Annotated in this window: 18 protein-coding genes and 1 tRNA gene; 10 read left to right on the top strand and 9 right to left on the bottom strand. The window is 70.9% G+C overall.

Going from position 1 to position 20,987, the window contains the following annotated elements:
• Positions 1-243: 243 nt before the first annotated feature.
• Positions 244-1,050, top strand: coding sequence for a DUF998 domain-containing protein (locus IE290_RS29880; RefSeq protein WP_308431390.1), 807 nt, complete (start codon positions 244-246; stop codon positions 1,048-1,050).
• A 910-nt stretch (positions 1,051-1,960) separates the two neighbouring features.
• On the opposite strand, the gene IE290_RS29875 is transcribed toward IE290_RS29880, so the two are convergent.
• Positions 1,961-3,022, bottom strand: a complete 1,062-nt coding sequence (locus tag IE290_RS29875) for a CoA transferase (RefSeq protein ID WP_191248033.1) — start codon at positions 3,020-3,022, stop codon at positions 1,961-1,963.
• 96 nt (positions 3,023-3,118) lie between these two features.
• Between IE290_RS29875 and IE290_RS29870 the strand changes: the two genes are divergently transcribed.
• Positions 3,119-3,937, top strand: coding sequence for an IclR family transcriptional regulator (locus tag IE290_RS29870; protein WP_191248032.1), 819 nt, complete (start codon positions 3,119-3,121; stop codon positions 3,935-3,937).
• Here the strand turns inward: IE290_RS29870 and IE290_RS29865 are convergent.
• The 4 genes from IE290_RS29865 to IE290_RS29850 are packed head-to-tail and all read right to left on the bottom strand — an operon-like array spanning position 3,888 to position 9,277.
• Positions 3,888-5,273 (bottom strand): MFS transporter, encoded by a 1,386-nt coding sequence (locus tag IE290_RS29865; RefSeq protein WP_191248031.1) that lies wholly within the window; start codon positions 5,271-5,273, stop codon positions 3,888-3,890. The genes IE290_RS29870 and IE290_RS29865 overlap by 50 nt on opposite strands.
• 52 nt (positions 5,274-5,325) lie before the next feature.
• The gene (locus IE290_RS29860; RefSeq protein WP_191248030.1) at positions 5,326-6,735 is read right to left on the bottom strand and encodes an FAD-binding protein; all 1,410 of its coding nucleotides are present in this window, start codon (positions 6,733-6,735) and stop codon (positions 5,326-5,328) included.
• A gap of 35 nt (positions 6,736-6,770) precedes the next feature.
• A complete protein-coding gene (locus IE290_RS29855) occupies positions 6,771-8,240 on the bottom strand; it encodes an aldehyde dehydrogenase (RefSeq protein ID WP_191248029.1) in 1,470 nt (489 codons plus the stop codon).
• 17 nt (positions 8,241-8,257) lie between these two features.
• Positions 8,258-9,277 carry an NAD(P)-dependent oxidoreductase gene (locus IE290_RS29850; RefSeq protein ID WP_191248028.1) on the bottom strand — a complete coding sequence of 340 codons (1,020 nt, stop codon included), beginning with the start codon at positions 9,275-9,277 and terminating at the stop codon, positions 8,258-8,260.
• Positions 9,278-9,454: 177 nt separating this feature from the next.
• Between IE290_RS29850 and IE290_RS29845 the strand changes: the two genes are divergently transcribed.
• The 6 genes from IE290_RS29845 to IE290_RS29820 are packed head-to-tail and all read left to right on the top strand — an operon-like array spanning position 9,455 to position 14,283.
• Positions 9,455-10,657 carry a CaiB/BaiF CoA transferase family protein gene (locus IE290_RS29845; protein WP_191248027.1) on the top strand — a complete coding sequence of 401 codons (1,203 nt, stop codon included), beginning with the start codon at positions 9,455-9,457 and terminating at the stop codon, positions 10,655-10,657.
• 1 nt (position 10,658) lies between these two features.
• Positions 10,659-11,462, top strand: coding sequence for an enoyl-CoA hydratase/isomerase family protein (locus IE290_RS29840; RefSeq protein WP_191248026.1), 804 nt, complete (start codon positions 10,659-10,661; stop codon positions 11,460-11,462).
• A 16-nt stretch (positions 11,463-11,478) separates the two neighbouring features.
• Complete coding sequence (locus IE290_RS29835) at positions 11,479-11,862, top strand: Zn-ribbon domain-containing OB-fold protein (RefSeq protein WP_191248025.1); 384 nt, start codon at positions 11,479-11,481, stop codon at positions 11,860-11,862.
• A complete protein-coding gene (locus IE290_RS29830) occupies positions 11,859-13,004 on the top strand; it encodes a thiolase family protein (RefSeq protein ID WP_191248024.1) in 1,146 nt (381 codons plus the stop codon). Before IE290_RS29835 ends, IE290_RS29830 begins: the two co-directional genes overlap by 4 nt.
• Complete coding sequence (locus tag IE290_RS29825; RefSeq protein ID WP_191248023.1) at positions 13,004-13,528, top strand: SDR family oxidoreductase; 525 nt, start codon at positions 13,004-13,006, stop codon at positions 13,526-13,528. Before IE290_RS29830 ends, IE290_RS29825 begins: the two co-directional genes overlap by 1 nt.
• An 11-nt stretch (positions 13,529-13,539) precedes the next feature.
• On the top strand, positions 13,540-14,283 hold the full coding sequence (locus tag IE290_RS29820; RefSeq protein WP_191248022.1) for an SDR family NAD(P)-dependent oxidoreductase: 744 nt from the start codon (positions 13,540-13,542) through the stop codon (positions 14,281-14,283).
• Between the two features lie 470 nt (positions 14,284-14,753).
• Here the strand turns inward: IE290_RS29820 and IE290_RS29815 are convergent.
• Positions 14,754-14,827: transfer RNA gene (locus IE290_RS29815), tRNA-Pro, on the bottom strand.
• A gap of 128 nt (positions 14,828-14,955) precedes the next feature.
• Positions 14,956-15,648, bottom strand: coding sequence for a DJ-1/PfpI family protein (locus IE290_RS29810; RefSeq protein WP_191248021.1), 693 nt, complete (start codon positions 15,646-15,648; stop codon positions 14,956-14,958).
• Between the two features lie 90 nt (positions 15,649-15,738).
• Between IE290_RS29810 and IE290_RS29805 the strand changes: the two genes are divergently transcribed.
• On the top strand, positions 15,739-16,752 hold the full coding sequence (locus IE290_RS29805; protein WP_229874792.1) for a GlxA family transcriptional regulator: 1,014 nt from the start codon (positions 15,739-15,741) through the stop codon (positions 16,750-16,752).
• Between the two features lie 6 nt (positions 16,753-16,758).
• Complete coding sequence (locus IE290_RS29800; protein WP_191248020.1) at positions 16,759-17,994, top strand: glycosyltransferase 87 family protein; 1,236 nt, start codon at positions 16,759-16,761, stop codon at positions 17,992-17,994.
• Here IE290_RS29800 and IE290_RS29795 read toward each other — a convergent pair.
• Together IE290_RS29795 and IE290_RS29790 are read right to left on the bottom strand one after the other, a co-directional pair.
• Positions 17,954-19,276, bottom strand: coding sequence for a type I glutamate--ammonia ligase (locus IE290_RS29795; RefSeq protein WP_191248240.1), 1,323 nt, complete (start codon positions 19,274-19,276; stop codon positions 17,954-17,956). The genes IE290_RS29800 and IE290_RS29795 overlap by 41 nt on opposite strands.
• Positions 19,270-20,973 (bottom strand): IucA/IucC family protein, encoded by a 1,704-nt coding sequence (locus tag IE290_RS29790; RefSeq protein ID WP_373300566.1) that lies wholly within the window; start codon positions 20,971-20,973, stop codon positions 19,270-19,272. Before IE290_RS29790 ends, IE290_RS29795 begins: the two co-directional genes overlap by 7 nt.
• Positions 20,974-20,987: the final 14 nt, after the last annotated feature.

Raw genomic sequence — 20,987 nt, 5'->3', positions numbered from 1 at the left:
AGAAGCCGCTGAAGTATGTGCGTCGTCGAAGCGGCGCTGCGGCGTCATCTCCAAACCTCAGTCATCACCGCATCCGGCCTCCGGTTGTTCCGACTGTTCGACGGTGCCCAGGCTGGCATCACGGACGCGCGTGCGGGCACGATGACCGGGCGGCCGGCAGGACGGGCCATGGGGCGGCATCCACAACTCGTCCGCAGCCCACCGTCGCCACAAAAGACCTGCTTCGAGGCGTAATGTCGGTCAATGGGGAATGCGGCTGCGAGGGATGCGATGGCGGCCACAGCAGAACCCGGTCGCGGGACGTCGCGCGCGCCCGTCGCCAGGGTGCGACGCCCCAGGGAGGGGTATTCGTTTGCGGCGCGGGTTGTCGGGGGCGTCGCGGGGCTGGGCGCAGCGTGCGGCAACTCTGTGTTCGTGCTGGCGGGTCCGCTCGGGTCGACGTTGAGCGCGAAGGCTTCGTACGTCAGCGAGCTGGAGGTGGGCGGCGAGCCGGCCAGTGGTTTGTTCCGGGCCTTTGACATCGCGACCGGCGCGATGATCATCGCCGTGGCGCTCACGCTGCCGACGGCGCTGTCCGCCAGGTTGGCTGTGCGCGTGGTGTCCGTCTCGTTGTGCGGGGCCGGGATCGCATCGATCTTCGATGCACTCAACCCGATGCCGTGCGCGCCCTCGGTGGACCTGCGGTGCCGATCGTATGAGGAAACGGCCAATCTGGTCGTGCAGCTGCAGCAAGGGCACACCGTATCGAGCGTGCTCGGCGAGTTGGCGATGTTTGCCGCCATGTCGGCGCTGGCCGTGGTCACATGGCGGGGCACCAACCGGCGCCTCGCGCGGATCGCCGTGGGGCTCGGCATGGGGTTCGCCGTGTCGGGGCTGGCGACGGTCACGCTGACCCTCGTCGGCAGCCAGGACGTCGGCGCAGTCGAACGGGCGCAGGTGGCGGTCGAGTCGGCGTGGCTGGCTTTGCTGGCCGTCCACGTCTGCACGGGAAACCGGCGGACGCGGGCTGGCCAGTATCCACAGCCGTTGGCGCCTCATCAGCGCCGGTAGGGCGAACCGGCGCTACGCTACCCTCCGCGCACACCTCATCCGCTGCGCCGAAGCAGCCCTGCGTGACATCCACGGCGGTCGCGCCAGCTGTGTCCCGGCTTCCTGCCGGCGCCGCGGAAACTCCGGAGGAACTCCTCGGCAGGCACGACGGAATGGTCAGATCGTCGTTCGGCCCGTCGGAAGCCGATTTCAGCCCATGCCCTTGCGGAGTCGATTGGGCATCGGAGCTACCACGGCGCTCGCCGGCGACGGTGCTGAGGTCGGACAGGCCAGCGCCAGGCCCAGTGACCGCGGCACCAGTCCCCTTCGCAGCGCCGGTGCCGCAGCCCTACGCACCCAACGCCCGCTGGCTCGAGACCGGCCCCTTCCGCGAAGTCGATCACCGGCTTGGTCAGCGATGGTCCGCCCCGGCTTCCTCCGGGCGCGGGCTGTGCCACAACCGGGACCCCATGACGTCGTCCGGCCGTGCGTACCACATCGCCGCAGTCCTGGATCGCGTCATGCGTACGCCCGCCCTGCGCACAACGCGCCTTCCCCACCCCGGACGACGCTTCCGACGCTCCATCACTGGTAGGAACCGGTGTGCATCTGGGTGGACCCGCCCCCCAGGGCACGCTCCCGTACTCGTTTCGGGGCTCATCGGCGCCGAGGGAATCGCTCATCTTGGAGAAACATCCCGCAGGAAGCGATTTGGCTCCCGGCGGGGAAATCGACGCAGAAGGGCGGTGGCCCTCCACGAGCAGTAGAGCACGACGATTCACCTCGCGGACCCACGCACCTGCAGCTGCGCCGCCTTGCAACAAGCAACATTCTTCGGCCCCTTCCGGTCGCCCCTGTCCCTGTCGGGTCGGGACCGCGCCGGATTCCGCCTTCGTCCGCCGGTGCCGATGGCAGTCGTGCCGGGCCGGCTTCAGCGGGGCCCGAGCGCCATGCCGTCGAACCGGTAGGGAGGTCCGGGCACGACCACTGGCTCTTCGTCGACCTGCACCGTGCGGAAGAAGCGGCGCGCACGCAGCTGCGGGTTGGCGAGCAGGTCCTCCGGTGTCGACACCGGAGCGAGGCTGACGCCGTGCCGTTGCCCGTCCTCGTAGAGATCCGCTTTGGACCGGTTGCGAGTGAAAGCCTGGAACAGCTCGCGGAACTCGGCGATCGCGGGTGCGGTCCGTCGCCACCGCTGATCCTGCCACCGCTCGGCGCGCAGGGCCGCCGCGCCGTCCACGCCTTCGGCCTCCAGCCACTCGACCAGACCGGGCCATCCGAGCGGCGAGCCACCGATGCCGGCGACGAGGTAAACCCAGCCGTCCGCGCATTCGAAGAGCCCGTTCGCGGCTTCGGCAGATGTGCTGCCGGTGCGGCATCGCACCACGCCTTCGAGGTCGTAGTACTGTGCCGCGTTTTCCAGTGAGTGCGTCACCGCCTCCTGCGCGGAGACGTCGACGAGCTGCCCCGCTCCGCTTTCCTCCGCGACGAGCAGGGCGATGAGCGCACCGACCGCGGCGTGGAGGTCGGTGACGATCGCGCTCTGCTCACCGACCGGCCTCACCGGTGCGCGATCCGGGTCGCCGGCCAAGTAGAGCAGGCCACCGGCCGCCAGCAGCGTCAGGTCACTCGCCGGCCGGTCGGCGTACGGACCGTCCTGGCCGTAGGGACTGAGGGCGACGTGGACGAGCCGGGGAAAGCGTTCACGCAGCCTGCCCGGCGTGAGCCCGAGCCGGTCGAGCTCCGCGGGACCGCCGCTGGTGATCAGCAGATCGGCTCCGGCGAGCTCAGCCTCGAGGCGCTCCGGGCAGGCGGTGCGCTGCCCCACCCGGAAGAACGGCGAAACCTGATCCGGGTTTACGCTGAGGATGTCGACCCGGACGACGTCCGCGCCCAGGTCCATGAGCAGCTTGGCCAGGTAATTTCCCAGATGAGACCCGACGTGGACGACACGAACGCCGGTCAGGGGCGGTTCTGAGGTGATTTCGGACATGCGAATTATGTTACGCGTCTTCGAAGGTACTGGACAAGCTTTCCCATACTGGATCGGCTACCGTGCAGTGGTGTCCGACGAACCGGAGTGGTGGCGATGAATCCCGCACGCATCGACCGAGCGTTGTCCGTCCTCGGCTACCTGGCCCATCACCACGAGGGCCGGAGCCTGACGCACCTGAGCGCAGATCTGTCGCTGCCGATGAGCAGCACGCACGATCTGATGCAGGCTCTGGTCGAGATCGGTGTGGTCCGGCTGGCGGGACCGCGCACGTACGCACTCGGTCCCCGTGCGGTCATGCTCGCGTTGTCGATTGTGGACTCCGTGCAGCTTCGCGCGGTGGCGCGGCCGTTCCTGCGTGACCTGAGCGAAGAGATCAACGAGAACACCTACCTGGCCGTCCGGACCGGCGATGAAGTGGCTTACGCCGACCGGATCGAAACCTCGCAGCAGCTGTCGGTGATCATCCGGCTCGGTGACGCGCGGCCGTTGCACGGCTCGGCGGTCGGCAAGCTGATGGCGGCGTTCGACGACGAGCTGGCCAAGCGCGTCCTCAGCTCGTCCAGGCTGGAGCAGTACACCCCGCTGACGCTGACGAACCGGGCGACGTTGCGCGCCGAGTACGCGGAGATCCGCGAGCGCGGCTACAGCGTCAGCGACGGGGAGAGCGTGGAGGGCATCATCGGGCTGGCCACGCCGATCGTGAACGCGAACGGCGAGGCGGTCGCGGCGGTGCATGTGTCCGCACCGCGTGGCCGCCTCGCCGAAGACCGCCTCCCGGTCGTGGTCAGTCACATGCTGGCGACCGCCGCCGCGGTGTCACGGCAGCTGGGCGCCTCGGCGGAACTGATCCCGGACAGCGATTTCAATACGGTGCTCGCGCACGAGAAGCGCCGTCGTGGCGCGGCGAGCTGATCTCGTCGACCGACAGGCCGGTCGTGCGCGGCCCGAGCACAGCGACGTCCACGACGAGGAGCGCCATCGCCGACGCGACCACGGTGAACAACGCGGTCGGCCCGAAACTGTCGAGCACCGGAATGAGGATGAACGGCATGGCTGCGGTGGCCAGCCGGGACAGAGCGTAGGCCGAGCCGGCCGCGCCGGCCCGTACCGAGGTGGGGAACAGCTCGCCCTGGTAGGTGTGGAAGGCGTTGGAGAACACGTTGCTGACCGCGGTGTAGCAGAACCCGAAGACAGCGATCGCAGCCCCGGTGGAGGCGTACCCGAACGCCAGTCCGAACACGGCCATGCCGACCGCGCTGGCGACGATGAGCCACTTCCGTTGCAAGCGTTCGATGACCGGGATCGACAGCGCGGAACCGAGGGGATACCCGAGGAACGACACGGCGCTGAAGGTGAGCGAATGGGACAGGCTGAAGCCCTTGGCGGCCAGGACCATCGGGACCAGTGAGCCGAACCCGTAGTAGCCGAAGGTCTGCAGCAGCTGGAACAGGTACAGCATGAGAGTCCGCCGCCGCCACGGTGGCCGGAGCAGTGCCCTGGCGGGCAGGATCTCCCCCGGGGCGCTGTCCGGTTCTGACTGCGCCGCCGGCGCGGCCCGCCGTCCCGCGGCCTTCTCGAAGCGCCGCACGACGCGTTCGGCCTGGTCGTGGCGGCCCGTCGCCGCGAGCCATCGGGGTGACTCGGGCAGGTTGGTGCGCAGGATCCAGACGATCGCGGCGCCGAGCGCGCCGATGAGGAAGAGCCAGCGCCATCCCGCCAGACCCAGCGGTGCCTCGCCGAGGAGCGCACGCGCGAGGAAGCCGGAAGCCGGTACCCCGCAGAAGCCGAGCGTGTACGCCCACGCGGTCATCCTGCCCCGGGCACTGGGCGGCAACACGTCCGCCAGGTAGGCGTCGGCGAGTGGGAGTTCCGCGCCCAGCCCGATGCCGGCGAGGAACCGGCACACGACGAGCATCCAGACATCGGTGCTGAACGCGGACGCCATGCTGAAGAACGAGTACAGGGCGAGCGTGAGCAGGAACGCGTTGCGGCGGCCGACGCGATCCGCGAGCCGCCCGATGGCCAGCGCGCCGGCGAAGGCGCCGATGAACGCGGAAGCCAGGACCAGCTTCAGCTCGGTGCCGGCGACGCCGAACTCCTGTTGCAGGACAGCGCTGACGCTGCTGGCGAGGAACAGGTCGAACAGATCGAAGAACGTCGCGATGCCGACGACCGCGACGACGTAGCGATGGAACCGGGTGACGGGGAGGGTGTCCAGACGGGTGCTGATGCGGTGTGGGTCGGGCATGGAGGTCCGTTCGGGCCGGGGCGGGCCCGGGCGAGCCCGGGCCCGCCGGGGATCAGGCTGTGCGGGCGGCGTGGGTGCCGGCGATCCGGCCGAAGGTGAGCGAGCGCAGCACCGATGTCGCGGGCGGGTACTCGTGGTAGAACAGCCCGGTGATCTCCCCGGCCGCGTAGAGACCGGGGATGGGGGTGCCGTTGGGTGTGACGACCCGGGCGTCGAGGTCGGTGCGGATGCCGCCGTAGGTGAAGGTGATCGCGGCGGTCAGCGGAAAGCCGATGAACGGCGCGGTGTCCAACGGCGTGGCCCAGTTGGACTTGGGCGGTGTGATGCCGGTGGTCGATTTGCCGTCCAGGCGGGAAGGGTCGAAGTCGCCAGGGCCGGTGGCGGCGTTGAAGGCGGCGACGGTCTTCTCCAGTGCCTCGGCCTCCAGACCGAGTTTGCCCGCCAGTTCGGCGAGGGAGTCCGCGCGTTCGGGCGGGACGTCGCTGAGGAACGCGTTCTCGATACCGGGGATCGCGAGCGTCTTGGCGTCGGCGATCCAGTAGGCGCGCTGGTTCTGGTTGCGCCAGATCTCGTACCCGATGAGCTCGAACGTGTTGTCCCAGGTGTCCTTGCCCTCGTCGAAGAACCGCTCACCCTGCTGGTTGACGAAGATGCCACCGGTGTAGCCGTAGAGCACAGCGTCGGCCGAACCGGTTCGCGTGTCCACGGGCTCGGCGTGGATCATGTCGAACTGGCCGGCCGTGTCGGCGCCGAGTTCGAGCGCCATGCGCAGGCCGTCACCCCGGTTGTTGGCGATGCCCGGCGCGATCAGGGGCAGGTCGCAGGCGCGCTCGCCGATGTAGCGGGTCAGCATCTCGTAGTTGCCCTCGAAACCACCACAGGCCAGCACGACGGCCCGAGCGCCGAGGCGTTTCGCTCGCCCGTCGCCGTCGCGGATGACGACCCCGTCGACCACGCCGTCATCGGACAGGGTGAGACGCACGGCCTCGGTGCGGTAGCGGATGTCCACATTGGCGTGCTGTTCGAGGCTGGACGCCAGTGCCTCGACGATGGCCTTGCCCCCGCCGTCGGGTCGTCCGGGCGGCGTCATGCGCGCGGTGCCCTCGTCGAAGGTGTGCGCCAGGGGGAATTCGTCGAAGACGAGCTTGACGCCGCGGTCCTCGATGAAGCGAATCGTCTCGGGCACCTCTGATTCGAGCTTGCGGCAGTAGTCGTAATCGGCACGGCCGCCGGAGACGCGCCGCACCCGATCGGGCCAGTCGGGGTCGAGCCGGCGTTCCTCGGTGATGCGCAGGAACGCTCCGGTCCACCGGGTGGCGCCGCCGCGGTCCTGTTCGGCGGACCGCTCGAGCACGGCTATCCGGGTGCGCCCCTGGGTGGCTTCGGCGTAGCTGACCGCGGCGGCGAGCCCGGCCGCGCCGCATCCGACCACCACGAGGTCGTAGTCGTCGATGGTGTGCATGGATGTCTCCTCGTCGTCGTTGACGAAATCCCTGCTCAGCGCAGGACGAACGGGTCCGCGACCGCGGCGCCGCTCGATTCGAACCAGATGGACTTGGGCTGGGTGAACTCGGCGAACCCGTCCAGCCCGTTTTCCCGGCCGTAGCCGGAGTTCTTGATGCCGCCGAAGGGGGTGGCGAACTGCAGCGCCCGGTAGGTGTTCACCCACACCGTGCCGGCTTCCAGTTCCCGGGCCACGCGGTGCGCGCGACCGAGGTCGTTGGTCCACACGCCGGCGGCCAGGCCGAACGGCGAGTCGTTGGCGATGGCGACGGCCTCGTCCTCGTCGCGGAAGCGGATCACGGACAGCACCGGGCCGAAGAGTTCGTTGCGCGCGACCGCCATGTCGTTGGTGACACCGTCGAGCACCGTGGGCGGGTAGAACCAGCCGCCCTCGGGCACCTGCCCGTCGGGACCGCCGGCGGTGACCTCCGCGCCGTCTTCGATCGCCTCGATCACGCGCGTTCGCACGCCGGTGAAGATCTTTTCCTGCGACATCGGTCCCATTTCGGTCTCCGGCGCGGTGGGATCACCCAGGCGGATCCGGCGGGCGCGCTCGCTGACGGTCTTGACGAGGGCGTCCGCCACCGACTCGTGGACCAGCAGCCGGGAGCCGGCCACACAGGTCTGGCCCGCGGCCGCGAAGATCCCCGCGATCACCCCGTTGGCCACGGCCTCGACATCGACGTCGCCGAAGAAGATGTTGGCCGACTTGCCGCCGAGTTCGAGAACCGTCTGCTTGAGGCCGGCCGCCGCGCGAGCGGTCACCGCCTTCGCGGATTCCGGGCCGCCGGTGAAGAACACCTTGCGCACCAGGGGGTGTCCCACCAGGGCGTCACCGGCTTCGTGGCCGTAGCCGGTGACGATGTTGAGGCACCCGTCGGGCAGGCCGGCCTGCTGCGCGAGCCGTCCGAGGAGCAGCAGGGACAGCGAGTTGACCTCGGGCGGCTTCACCACGACGGTGTTGCCCGCGGCCAGTGCCGGCGCCAGCCCCATCGCACCGAGCAACATGGGCGAGTTGAAGGCCGGGATGACGCCGATGACGCCGTACGGCTCGCGCACGGTCACCGCGGTGATCGAGGGGTTGTCGTGCGGAATCTGGCGGCCCTCGCCGTGGTGGGCCAGCGTCGCGTAGTAGTGGTACCAATCCCGCAGCATCACCTGCTGCCCACGCACCTCACGGATCACCTTGCCCGCATCGCGGGACTCCAGCGCCGCCAGTTCGTCGGCGTGTTCGGCGATCAGGTCGCCCAGGCGCCAGAGGATCTCGGCACGACGGCTGGGGCCGGTGCGGCGCCAGGCGCGGAAGGCCCGGTCGGCCGCGCTGACCGCCGATTCGATGTCCGCCGCGGTGCCGCGCGCGATCTCGGCCCAGGGTCGTGTGGTCATCGGATCGAGCGTAGGCAGGTACTCCCCCGAATCCGGCGGTGTCGCGAAGCCGTGGATCCAGTGAACGTGCCGCTCCATTTGCCCCACGTGTGAGGTCATCGCGCCACGCCTCCCACCAGGTCGGGCCGGCCACGGTCGGCAGGCAGCGGGAAACGGAGTTCGGCCGGGTCCAGCTTCCCGGCCAGGTAGTCCTCGAGCTGCCCCGCGGCGCCTTCCGCGAACTCGGCGAACGCCTCTTCCACGGTCCAGCCGATGTGCGGGGTGAGGACCACGTTGGGCAGCGAGCGCAGCGGGGAGTCCGCGGGCAGCGGCTCGTGCGCGAACACGTCCAGCCCGGCCGCCCGCAGCGGCCCGTTTCGCAACACCTCGACCAGCGCGTCCTCGTCCACGATGGCCCCACGCGCGGTGTTGACCAGCACCGATCCGGGTTTCATCGAACGCAGCCGCTCGGCTGTGAGCAGTCCCCGCGACTCGTCGGACAGCCGGAGGTGAATGCTGACCACGTCGGAGGTGGCGAGCAATTCCTCCATCGGCAGGCGCGGGATGCCGTCCGCGGCGTCGGTGCTGCCGCCCGGCCTGGCCCACGCCACCACGTCCATGTCGAAGGCCTGGGCGAGCCGCGCGACCGCCCTGCCCTGCAGCCCCATCCCGAGGATCCCCAGCCGGCGTCCCCGCAGGGTGCCACCGAGCAGCCCTGGCCACTGACCGCCGTCCCCTGCGCGCGTCGCTTCGGGGAACCGGCGCAGCGCGGCGACCGCCAACGCGAAAGTCAGCTCCCGCATGGCCGCTTCGCAAGCGTCATGACTCCGCCACAGGGCGACGGCGATGCCTCGGCGCTCGGCTTCGGCGAGATCGATGTGGTAGGCGTGGCCGCCGGTCTGCAGGATCAGCTCGAGGTTGGGCAGCCGGTCGAACGTCGCCCGGTCGAAGCGCGTGCGCTCCCGGATGGCGAGGACCACACGCACGTCCGCCAGGTCCTCGTCCGGCACCTCGGCGAGCGGCCGGTCGAGCACGGTGAGCTCGGCCAGCTCGGCGAGGCGGCGCGCCCCCGGCGCGCTACGGATCCGGCCCTCCCAGTCGTCGAGGAGGAAGAGTTTCGGCCGTACACGGTTCACGAGACCACCGCCAGCTTTCTCGTAGTGAGTTTCGAGTTTGCGAATACGGCGAGCATGCGACGCGTCGCCATCTATGTCAAGACCCCCTCCACCTTTGCTTGACAACCCTCGCGAAGCAGGTTCACACTCTGCCTGTCTTCGTGTTCACGAAGTTGATTTCGAGGTTTGGAGACTCTCGTGCCCGGTCCCCTGGCTGGGATCCGGATCGCCGACTTCACCTGGGTCGGCGCCGGTCCCTTCCTCACCAAACCGCTGGCCGACCATGGAGCGGAGGTGATCAAGGTCGAGTCGCGAACCCGCACGGACGTCATTCGCGACATGCCCCCGTTCGCCGACGGCGTGCGGGGGATCAACCGCAGCGGCTACTTCGCCAACCGCAACTCGAGCAAGAAGTCGATCTGCCTCGACCTGAAGGCTCGCGACGGGCATCGGCTCGCGCTTCGCCTCATCGCCGTCAGCGACGTCGTGGTCAGCAACTTCACGCCCGGCACGATGGACCGCCTGGGACTCGGCTACCGGGCCGCGTGTGCAGTGCGGCCGGACGTCATCTACCTCGAGATGCCGATGCAGGGCGCGTCCGGCCCGCACCGCGACTTCCGCGGCTACGGTCTGTCCATCGCGGCCGCGGGTGGCTTGTTCGGCCTGTCCGGTTATCCGGACAGGCCGCCGGTGGGTACCGGCACGAACTACCCCGACCACGTGCCCAATCCCCTGCACGGCGCGATCGCCGTGCTGGCCGCCCTGCGCCATCGGCGCCGGACCGGCCGCGGACAGTACATCGAGCTGGCCCAGCTCGAGTCGACGGTCAACCTGATCGGGCCCGCCGTCGTCGCCGCCGCCGCGGGCGAGGACGTCACGCGGCGGGGCAACGCCGACGACTGGGCCGCTCCGCACGGGGTCTACCCCTGCGCGGGCGAGGACCGGTGGTGTGCGATCGCCGTCCAGGACGACGAGCAGTGGTCCGCCCTCGTCACGGTGCTCGGCCTGCCGAGTGAGCCCGGCTTCGCCACCGCCGCGCAACGGCGCCGCGCGCCTGGTCTGGACGAGTGGATCAGTGCGGCCACCCGCGGCTGGGACCGCGACAAGCTCGCCGACGCCCTGGCCGATGCCGGAGTGCCCGCGGCCGGCGTCAACGACGCCCGCGACCTCATCGAAACGGATCCCCAGCTGCGCGCACGCGGTCACTGGGTGAGGCTCCGGCATCCCGAAATGGGCGACTGCCTCTACGACGGGCTGCCCTACCGCCTCTCGCGCACACCGGGCCGCCCCCGCAGCGCCGCCCCGCTGCTCGGCGCCGACACCCGTGAGGTGTGCACGCGGCTGCTCGGTGTCGCAGACACGGAGTACGACCAGCTCGAACGGACAGGAGTGATCGGCTGAGATGGCCATCGACACCGACCAGGTCGACGACATCCTCGTCGTGCGGCTCAACCGGCCCGAGGCCTACAACGCGCTCGACCCGGACGCCATGGTGTCCCTGCGGGAGACCCTGATCGGGTTCCGCGACAACCCGGAACTCTCCGTCGCCGTCATCACCGGCGCCGGCGACCGCGCGTTCTGCACCGGAGCCGACCTCAAACGAACCAAGGCGCCTGCCGGCCCCTTCGCGGCCGCGCATCTGGCACCGTACGAGATCGGTGTGCGCGACGGTGGCTACGTCCGCGCGATCACGATCAGCGAACTGGCGATCCCGAAGCCTCTCATCGCGGCCATCAACGGCCACGCGCTCGGTGGCGGGCTGGAGATCGCTCTCGACTGCGATCTGCGCGTCGCGAGCCCGAACGCCACCTTCGGGCTGCCCGAGGCCCGCTGGGCCAGCGTCCCGGCCGTCGGTGGCGCCTCGCACCTGCTGCGGGCCGTCCCACCAGCCGTCGCGATGAAGATGCTGCTCACCGGAGACCGCATCGACGCCGTCGAAGCTCATCGGGTGGGACTGGTCAGCGACGTCGTCGCCGCGGACCAGCTGATGGACACCGCACTCGGCCTCGCCCGCCGTATCACCGCGAACGGTCCGCTCGCCGTGCGGGCGATCAAATCCCTCGCCCTGCGCACACACGACCTGCCCTTGTCCCGATCGATCGAGCTCGAACAACTGCTGTGGGGCTTGCTCCGCGACACCGATGACCGGGCGGAAGGACGCCAAGCGTTCGCCGACCGCCGAGACCCGCGCTACCACGGCGCCTGACACATCCGAGGACACCATGACCGATCTGATCGCGGGCGACTGGATCGCCCGCAACGGTGACACGACCGCGCTGCGCATCTCCGTGTGCCGCGACTGCTCCGCACGGTGGTACCCGCCGCGGGAGGTGTGTTCGACCTGCGCTTCCGCCGAGCTCACGCAGACCGTCACCGGTGACCGCGGTGTCGTCTACGCCTCCACTGTGGTCCGCGTCGGTGCGGCCGGTTTCGACACCCCGTATGTGCTGTCCTATGTCGACATCGACGGGGTGCGGGTTCTGAGCCACAGCGAAGGCGAGCAGGCACTGGCGCCGGACACCCCGGTACAGCTCACCGTCGGCGCCATCACGTCGGGCAAGGAATCGCACATCGTGCGCCCGCTGATCGAGGTGGCTTCGCGATGAGGCACGTCTTCGTCGCCGGGGCGGCGGTCGCGCCCTTCGGCAAGCACCTCGGCCGCGGCGCCGCGGATCTCGGTGAGCAAGCCGTGATCGACCTCCTCCGGTCGGTGAACCTGCCGCCCGGCCAGGTCGGCGCCGGGTTCGTGGGATCGGTGTACGGCGGCTCGCTGGTCGGCCAGCGGGTCCTGCAGCGGGCGGGGATCTCCGGTCCGCCGGTCTTCACCGTCGAAAACGCCTGTGCCAGCGGCGCCTCCGCCGTGCATCTCGCCTGGCAGGCGGTCGCCTCCGGTGCGCATGATTGCGCGGTGGCGGTCGGGACGGAAAACCTGTCGGGCTTCGGTGGCGGCGCGCTGCCGCTCACGACCGCGGACGCGGAGATCGCCCAGGGTGTCGTGATGCCCGCGACGTACGCGATGCGCGCCCAGCGCTACCTGTACGAGACCGGCGCACGGGTCGAGGACCTGTGCCTCGTATCGGTCAAGAACCGGCGCAATGGCGCCAAGAACCCCCGTGCGCACTTCCAGGCCCCGGTCACTCTGGAGCAGGTCCTGCAGTCCCGTCCGGTGGCCGACCCGCTGCGGTTGCTGCACTGTTGCCCCAACAGCGACGGGGCCGCGGCCGTATTGTTGTGCAGCCCGGAGTTCGCCCGCGAACTCCGGACCCCGCTGGTGCGGGTACGGGCGAGCGTGGTGCGATCGGGACGGTTCCACACCGGCTTCCGGGACATGACCTGGCCCGACATCACCGAGCGCACCGTCCGCGCCGCCTACGAGATGTCCGGCCTGTCCCCCGCCGACCTCGATCTCGTTGAGCTGCACGACGCGTTCAGCATCGCGGAACTGCTGCATGCCGAGGCACTGGGCATAGCCGAACGCGGCAAGGCGCACCGCGCGCTCGCCGACGGAGAGTTCGACGTGGACGGCCGCGTCGCCGTCAGTCCCAGCGGGGGGCTGCTCTCCCGCGGCCACCCGGTCGGGGCGACCGGGGTGAGCCAGATCGGCGAAGCCTACTGGCAGCTCACCGGTTCGGCCGGCGACCTGCAGGTACCCGGCGCGACCGTGGCGTTGACCCACGTCACCGGCGGCGGGATCTTCGGCGTCGACAACGGCGCTTGCTCCGTCCACATCCTCACCGCGGAGGACTGATGCACACCGCGATCCTGATCGGTGACAGTGCGGCCATCGCCGCGACCCGAGATCGGCTGACCTCGGCCGGCTGGGACTTCGACGGCGCCGAAGTAGACGCCGTCGTCTTCGATCCCGGCCTCTTCGACGGCAAGGTGACGGGCAACCCGGCCGAGGACCTGCGCCGCCTCGCCAGGGAGCTGCTTCCCCGGCTCCGCTCCGCCGCGGACGGCGGGGCGGCGATCGTGGCCATCGGCAGCCGCGACCAGCTGGGGTGGGCCGACCGGCCCGCAATCGCCGCGGCGGCCGGAGCCCTGGCCGCGATGGTGCGCAGCCTCGCGCTCGAGCTCGCTTCCCGCGGTGTCACGGTCAACCTGGTCGCGGGCGGGACCACCGAGCCGGGTCCGCTCCTGCCCACCACGGTGACCCCGGCGGACATCGCGGAGACGGTTGCCTTCTTCGCCGATCCCCGCAGCCGCTACATCACCGGGCAGGTGCTGTTCTGCTGCGGCGGGTCGAGCCTGTTGTCGAGCCTCTCGGTCTAGGAGGGCCGAACATGATGCTGGAAGGAAAGACCGCAGTCGTCACCGGCGGCGCGCAGGGCATCGGCTACGCCATCGCCGACGAGCTGGCCACCCAGGGGGCGCGGGTCGTCATCGCCGACATCTCGCCGACCGGCTGCGTCGACGCCGCGAAGGCCCTGCTGGGCAAGGGACACGACGTCACGGGAGTCCCGGCCGACGTCACCTCGCGCGACGCGGTCGACGACCTCTTTCGTACCGCGGGCGAAGTCGACATCCTGGTGAACAACGCTGGAATCAGTGTCGACAGCGGCATTCGCCGCCTGTCCGAACAGGACTGGCAACGCACCCTGGCCGTCAACCTCACCGGCACCGTCAACTGCGCGCGAGCCGCGGCACGGTCCATGGTGGGAAACCGGGCCGGGAGCATCGTGAACATCGCCTCCCGCGCCTGGCTCGGCTGGTACGGGCAGGTCGCCTACGCCGCCTCCAAAGGCGGGGTCGTGTCCGCGACCCGCGCGCTGGCCATCGAACTCGCCCGCCACGACATCCGGGTCAACTGCATCGCGCCCGGCCTGATCGACACCCCGCTCCTGCGCTCCGAACCCCCCGAGGTCATGGCACGCCTCATGCGGGCCCAGCCCACCGGCACCATCGGCTCGCCTCGCGACGTCGCCTGGGCCACGGCCTTCCTCGCGGGCCCCCTGGCGAAGGCGATCACCGGGCAGGTCATGTACGTGTGCGGCGGAAAGAGCCTCTACGCACGACCGGCTGCCTGACTGACCGCTGCCGTCGTCTTGTGGGCGCGCGATGCGCGTCCACAAGACGCGCAGAGGGCGTCCCGCCACGACGAGAGCCGCGCACGGCGAGACGTCCGGGGCACCGCGGAGCCAACCAGATGCCGGCGCCGTTAGCCATGCCAGTTCAGGCCCTAGCGAAGGCACTTGTGCTCGCCGCGGTGGCTGCGCGCGCTGCCTCGCTCGTACCGGCCGCTGTTGCTCCGTGGAGCGGGATGGGGCCCCGCGTCGACCTGAATACCGAGGTCATCTCATATCCGCCAGGCCTACATCCAGAGCAACGGGAACGGCAAGGCGAAGGAAACCAAGACCTACAACGGTCTTCGACCGAGTCCCGTTTCGCACGTTATTCGGTTGATCTTGGAATCGACGAGGCTGAGCGAACGTGAAGGACATACGAAAAAGCCCGCTGACCTGGGCTTCCACCCAGAGCCAGCGGGCTCCACAGACCGTCGGGCTGACAGGATTTGAACCTGCGACCCCTTGACCCCCAGTCAAGTGCGCTACCAAACTGCGCCACAGCCCGGCCATCGCCTCCGCGAGGGGCGGCGACGGGGCATAGCTTATTACGGACCGCACACAGCCCGGTAGCGGGGTGCCTTCAAAGCGCTGGCCTGCGCGGATGGGGCCGACCCCCAGGCACGGCCCCACCCCTCACACGCGGGCGGCCAACCGGGCCGCCAGGTCCGGCGCGCCGGACAACGCCTCCTTGATCCACGCCGCCGCCGCGCCGGCGAACATCTGCCTCGGCGCGGCCGCCCAGTCGAGGCCTCCGAAGGGCGGCTCCGGGTCGTACTCGATTCCGAACTGCACCGCCTTCGCGACCTCCTCGCTGGTGAAGCGGGCCACCAGGTGCAGCGCCATGTCGATCCCCGCGGACACGCCCGCCGCCGTCAGCACCGCGCCCTCGTCGACCCAGCGGCGCTTCACCGGCGTCGCGTCGAACTCGCGCAGCGCCTCCAGGAAAGACCAGTGCGTGGTGGCTTCGCGGCCCTTCAGCAGGCCCGCCGCGCCGAGGATCAGCGAACCGGTGCACACCGACGCCGTCACCTCCGCCTGCGCGGCCGCCGAGCGGACGTAGTCCAGCAACCGCTCGTTGGTCAGGGCCCGGAGCGTGCCTGCCTGACCACCAGGCACCACCAGGGCGTACGGCGCGGGCACGTCGTCGAAGGTGCGCTCCGCGACGAGCGAAAGCGGCGTGTCCGAGGCCGCCGGGTCCAGCGTCTCCGCGACCACCGTGGCCTCGAACGACGGGTCGGCGTTGCGCAGCGAGGCCAAGACCTGGAGCGGGCCGATCAAATCGAGGGGCGTGAGCCCGGGGTACAGCACGAACGCGATCGTCTTCATGCCCCGCAGCCTGGCGCGCGCCGCAGCCCCGCGAACCGCAGATGTCCGAAAACCTGGGATCCTCGTCGGACGGACGGCTACGCTGGGGCCATGCGCCGGATGGTGATCGTCGGGTACGAGGACGCCGCCCTGCTGGACATCGCCTGCCCGGCCGACGTGCTCGACGCCGCCAACCGGTACGGCGCCACGCCGGCCTACGAGGTCAGCCTGGTCAGCCTCGACGGGCGGCCGATCCGCTGCCAGAACGGGCTGACCCTGGCCGCGCAGGACCGGCTCGACCGGCTCCGGGGACCGGTCGACACGCTGATCGTCGCGGGCGGGATGGGGCACACGACAGCCGCGGCGGACGTCAAGCTGACCACGCACGTGCGCCGGGTCGCCGCGACGGCCCGGCGGGTCTCCTCGGTGTGCACCGGGACGTCCGTGCTCGCCGCGGCGGGGCTGCTCAACGGGCGGCGGGCGACGACGCACTGGATGTGGGCCGGCCTGCTGGCCCGGCAGTACCCGGAGGTCACCATCGACCCGGCGCCGCTGTTCGTCCAGGACGGCAACGTGCACACCGCCGCGGGCGTGACCAGCGGGCTGGACCTGACGCTGTCGTTCGTCGAGGCCGACCACGGGCCGAGCCTGGCGCGCGAGGTGGCGCGCGGGCTGGTCACCTACCTGCAGCGGCCGGGCAACCAGGCGCAGGTGAGCATGTTCCTCGCCGCGCCGCCGCCCGAGCACCGCCAGGTCGCCGACCTGGCGGCGTACATCACCGGCCACCCCGACGGCGATTTGTCGACCCGGGCGCTGGCGGAGCGGGCGGGGTTGAGCGAGCGGCAGCTGACGCGGCTGTTCCAGGAGCACCTGGGCACGCCGCCGGGCCGGTTCGTGCGCAGGGCGCGGACCGAGGCCGCGTCCCAGCTGCTGGCGACCACGGACCTGCCGCTGACCGCCATCGCGCGGCGGTGCGGCTTCAGCTCGGCCGAGACGCTGCGGCAGGCGTTCGTGGAACTGTGCGGCACGCCGCCCTCGGCGTACCGGCGGGTGCACCGGCGCGGCCGGGTACGCGTGCGGACCGGTACCACGCCGCGACCACACGTTATCGAATCTCTACAGTAGGGCTTGATGCGCAAATACCTCTGGCTGGTCCCGGTGCCGTGTGCGGTCTGGCTGTTCTTCGCGGTGCAGGGCATGATGCACTACCTGCCCACCCGCCCCCAGATCGACCTCGAGGTCTACCGCTACGGCGTGCAGGCCTGGTGGGACGGCCGGGACATGTACGGCACGCTGCCGGAGGTCGCCAACGGCGCGGTACTGCCGTTCGTCTACCCGCCGTTCGCGGCGCTGCTGCTGTCGCCCCTGGCGATGCTGCCGTGGGACGCCTCGGTGGTCACGCTGTACATCCTCAACGGCCTCAGCATGTTCGTCACCGTCTACCTGGTGGCGCGCGCCGTCCGGCCGCAGCTCGGGCGGGACGGCGGCGTCGCGGTCGCCTCCGTCGTGCTTCCGCTCACCGTCTTCCTCGAGCCGGTCAGCCAGACGTTCGGCTTCGGGCAGGTCAGCATCATCATGATGGCCCTGGTGACGGTCGACTGCCTGGCCGGGCGCACCGTCTGGCCGCGCGGCTTCGGCATCGGCCTGGCCGCGGCCCTCAAGCTCACCCCGGCCGCGTTCGTGCTGTTCTTCCTCATCCGCCGCGACTACCGGTCGGCCATCACCTCCGCCATCACGTTCGGCGTCGCCACCGTGATCGGCTTCGTGGCGGACTTCGGCGGCTCCATCCACTACTGGTTCCAGGGCGGCCTCAGCGGCGGCGGGGTCAGCGGCACCGCGTTCGCCACCAACCAGGCCATCGAGGCCGTCATCGTGCGCACCGGGCTGACCGGCGCGGCGGAAAAGGCCGTGTGGCTCGTCCTGGTGCTCGGCCTGCTGGCGCTGGTCGCCAACGCGATGCGGCGCGCCGAGCCGGCGCTGGCGCTGATGGCCAACGCCGGACTCGCCCTGCTCGTCTCCCCCACCTCGTGGTCGCACTACTACGTGTGGGTGGTCCCGGCGCTGGTCGTCATGCTCGGCATCACGGTCCGCCGCGCCGAGGACCGCTCGTGGCTGTCCACCGCGTGGCTCGGCTGGGGCGCGCTGACCGCGGTGTTCTTCGTCTGGGCGCCGTTCCACAACCTGCCGGAAACCGACTTCCCGGTCGTGCACCGCGACTGGACGTTCCCCGAACAGCTCTCCGCCGCCACCTACGTCCTGGTCGGCGTCGCTCTGCTGCTCGCGTTCGCGCTCCCCCGCCAGAAGGCACGCGAGCTGACGACGCCGGTCATGCCCGCAACGCGCCCCGCCGGCGCTGCCAGCCGGTGACCGCGGAGCAGCCCGCCTCCAGTTCGGCCCGCAGCAACGCCTCCTGCTGAGCCGCGACCTCGTCCCCGAGCAGCTTCGCCACGCGGTCCAGGCCGGACAACGCCTCCCACGGCGCACCCGGCAACGCGCCCACGACCTCCCCCGCCGGCGGCAGCGGCAACCCCTCTTCGATGCCCGCCCGGCCCGCCGCCAACAGGGCCGCGAGCACCAGGTGCGGCTGCGCGTCGGCGCCGGCGAACCGGAACTCCAGCCGCTGGGACGCGTCCCGCCCGGCCACCCGCACCGCCGCCGTCCGGTCGTCGACACCCCACCGCAGCTCGCGCGGCGAGAACGGCGCCGTCCGCAGCCGCACGTAGCTGTTCCAGGTCGGCGCCCACACCGGGGCCAGCGCCGCCGCGTCGCGCAGCACGCCGGCGAGGAACGACGCCATCACCGGCGACAGCTCCGTGCCCGACGGCGTCTCGCCCGCCACCGAGGACAGCGACAGGTGCACGTGACACGAACACCCCTGCCCCGGCTCCGGCGCCGCCAGGTAGCTCGCGGTCACCCCGTGCTCCGCCGCCACCGACCGCACGATCAGCTGCTGCAGCAAGGCGTCATCACACGCCGCCAGCGCGTCCCGGTGCCGCAGCACGATCTCGTACTGCCCGGGATGGCACTCGGCGCGCGCGGACTCCACCCCGAGCCCGGACCGCTCCAACGCACCCCGCAGATCGCGCAGCAGGGGCCGCATCCGCTCGGTCCCGCCGACCGCGTAGTCCACGCCGTGCCCGCTCAGCGGACCGTCGGCGTCGCTGAACACGACCTCGTGCTCGAGCCCCGCCGAGGGCACGTACCCGAGGGATTCCAGCGCCATCAGCTGCTCGGTCAGGGCCCGCCGCGGAGCCGCCCGCACCGGTTCGCCGTCGGGCCACTCGACGTCGCACACGATGCCGCACAACCCGTCCGGCAACGCGGTCATCGTCGCCAGATCCGGTCGCATCCGCAGGTCCCCGTAGCCGTCGAGATAGCGAGCCAACGGGCTGTCCGGCCCGGCCGGCAGCGCCTCCCGCTCGACGTCCCAGGCGAACACGTACGTACAGACCCCGTACCCGCCGGAGAGCACCTCCTCGGCGACGAACCGCCCGGACAGCTCGACCGCGGCGAACCGGGCGTGCGGATCGGGCACCAGCAGCAGCACCCGTGGCACGTCCCCACGGGCCAGCGCCCCGCGCATGCCCCGGGCAGCCGCAGCCCGCTCGGCGAGCGTGCGCGGCCCGACCGGGCGCGGCGCTTTCACCAGGCCCCCGCTGGGTCCGGGGCGTGCAGCGGGTTCGGCACGCGCCCCCACCGCACATCGAACTCGTCGTCGCGGTCCACCTTGTCGAACCCCTGCCCGGCCAGGTGCTCGCGGTTCAGCGTGACCCGCTCGACGTCCGGGGCGAACAGCAGGCACGCGTCGAACCGCTGCGCCACATCCGGGTTCTCCGCGCGGTAGCGGCCGACGACCTCCCGCACCAGCTCCCAGAACCGCGCCCGCGGGAAGGCCAGGTCGTCGAGCAGGATCTCGGCCCAGAACCGCAGCTGCCCGGAGAACACCGAGCTGAACAGCGACTGCGCGAGCAGGTGCGCCGGCCAGCGCAGCATCTCCCCGGCCGCCTCGGGTGCGAGCAGGCGGTAGCAGTCCAGGTCCTCGTCCAGGAGATCGACGCCCTGCGCGAAGTCCTTGATCGCCACCCGCAGCGGCCGCCCGCGCTCGTCGACGATCAGGATCAGGTTCTGGCCGTGCGGGCAGAACCCGACGCCGTAGCGCAGCAGCCACTGCAGCAGCGGCGTGAGCAGCAGGTCGAACACCGTGGCGCACCAGCGTTCGGCGTCCCAGCCGGACCGCTCGATCAACCCGGTGATCACCGACGCCCCACTGAGATCGCGATAGGGCAGCGCGGCGAACGAGATCGCCTGCTCGCCCTCGGCCAGTCGGGACAGCAGCGGTTCCCGCCACAACGCACCGAGGGTTTCGTGGAACCGGTAGGGCAGCTCCTCGATACTGCCGAACAGCGGGTGCTCCACCGACACGCTGGCGACCTCGCCGAGCAGCTCGAACCGGTACTTCTCGGCGAGCAGGGGATCCGCCGCCCCGACCCGCTTCAGCCAGCTCGTCACCGCCGGCCCGGCGAGCGTCGCGCCCGCGGCCAGCCCGCGGTAGACGAGCGTGTTGCGCACCGACACCGCGGTCTTGACGTCGTGCCGGTCCGGCCGGGACACGTTCGCCAGCGTCCGCACCGTCTGATGTGGACGGTAGGCGTCCCGGGACTCGCCCAGCTCGATCACGATCCCGGTGGCGAGTTCACCGGCGTAGAGGGTGCCGAGGATCTCGTCGGCCTGCCACGGGTGCACCGGCACCCAGACGTACTCCGCGGGGTCGGCGAGGCGGGTGAACTCGGCGCGCTGGTCGTCGTCCAGCTCCCCGGCCAGCAGCCGCGAAGCCGACAGCTCGTCCACGCAGCGGAACCGCGCGTGGTCGCGGTGCACGGCGAACCACCGCAGCCGCACGTCAGCCCCCGCCTCCGGCGCGTACCGGGCGCGATCGACGGTGGAGAAGCCGACCCGGCCCTTGTTGAGCACCAGCCGGGGATGTCCGGTCAGGTGCCCGTCCGCCAGGTTGTAGTCCATCCTGGACAGTTCCGCGGCGGTGGGCGCGCGGCGCAGGCGGGCGGCCTCGTTGGTCACCGTGGCGGTCAGCTCGGCCAGCACGTCCGCGAGCCGCAGCCCGGACAGGCCCAGCTCCGTGCGCGCGTCCACCACGAGGGTCCGCGGATCGGTCGCCGGTTCACCGTCGCGCAAGGCAGATCCGGGCAGCACGGTCCACGATTCGAAGGCGCCGCGCCGGGCCCGGAACTCGTAGGTCACCTCCGGCAACGCCAGCCGCCACAGCCGGTGCTCCTCGTCGTCCGCCGGCGAGGGGTCGAACAGCCCCTCGTAGGACAGTTCGCCGAGCATCTTGTGCACGATCA

It is taken from the genome of Amycolatopsis deserti (genome assembly GCF_014653945.1).
GTDB classification, from domain to species: Bacteria; Actinomycetota; Actinomycetes; order Mycobacteriales; family Pseudonocardiaceae; genus Amycolatopsis_E; species Amycolatopsis_E deserti.
The sequence above is the reverse complement of the archived record's forward strand: the minus strand, read 5'-3'. Positions and strand labels throughout refer to the sequence as shown.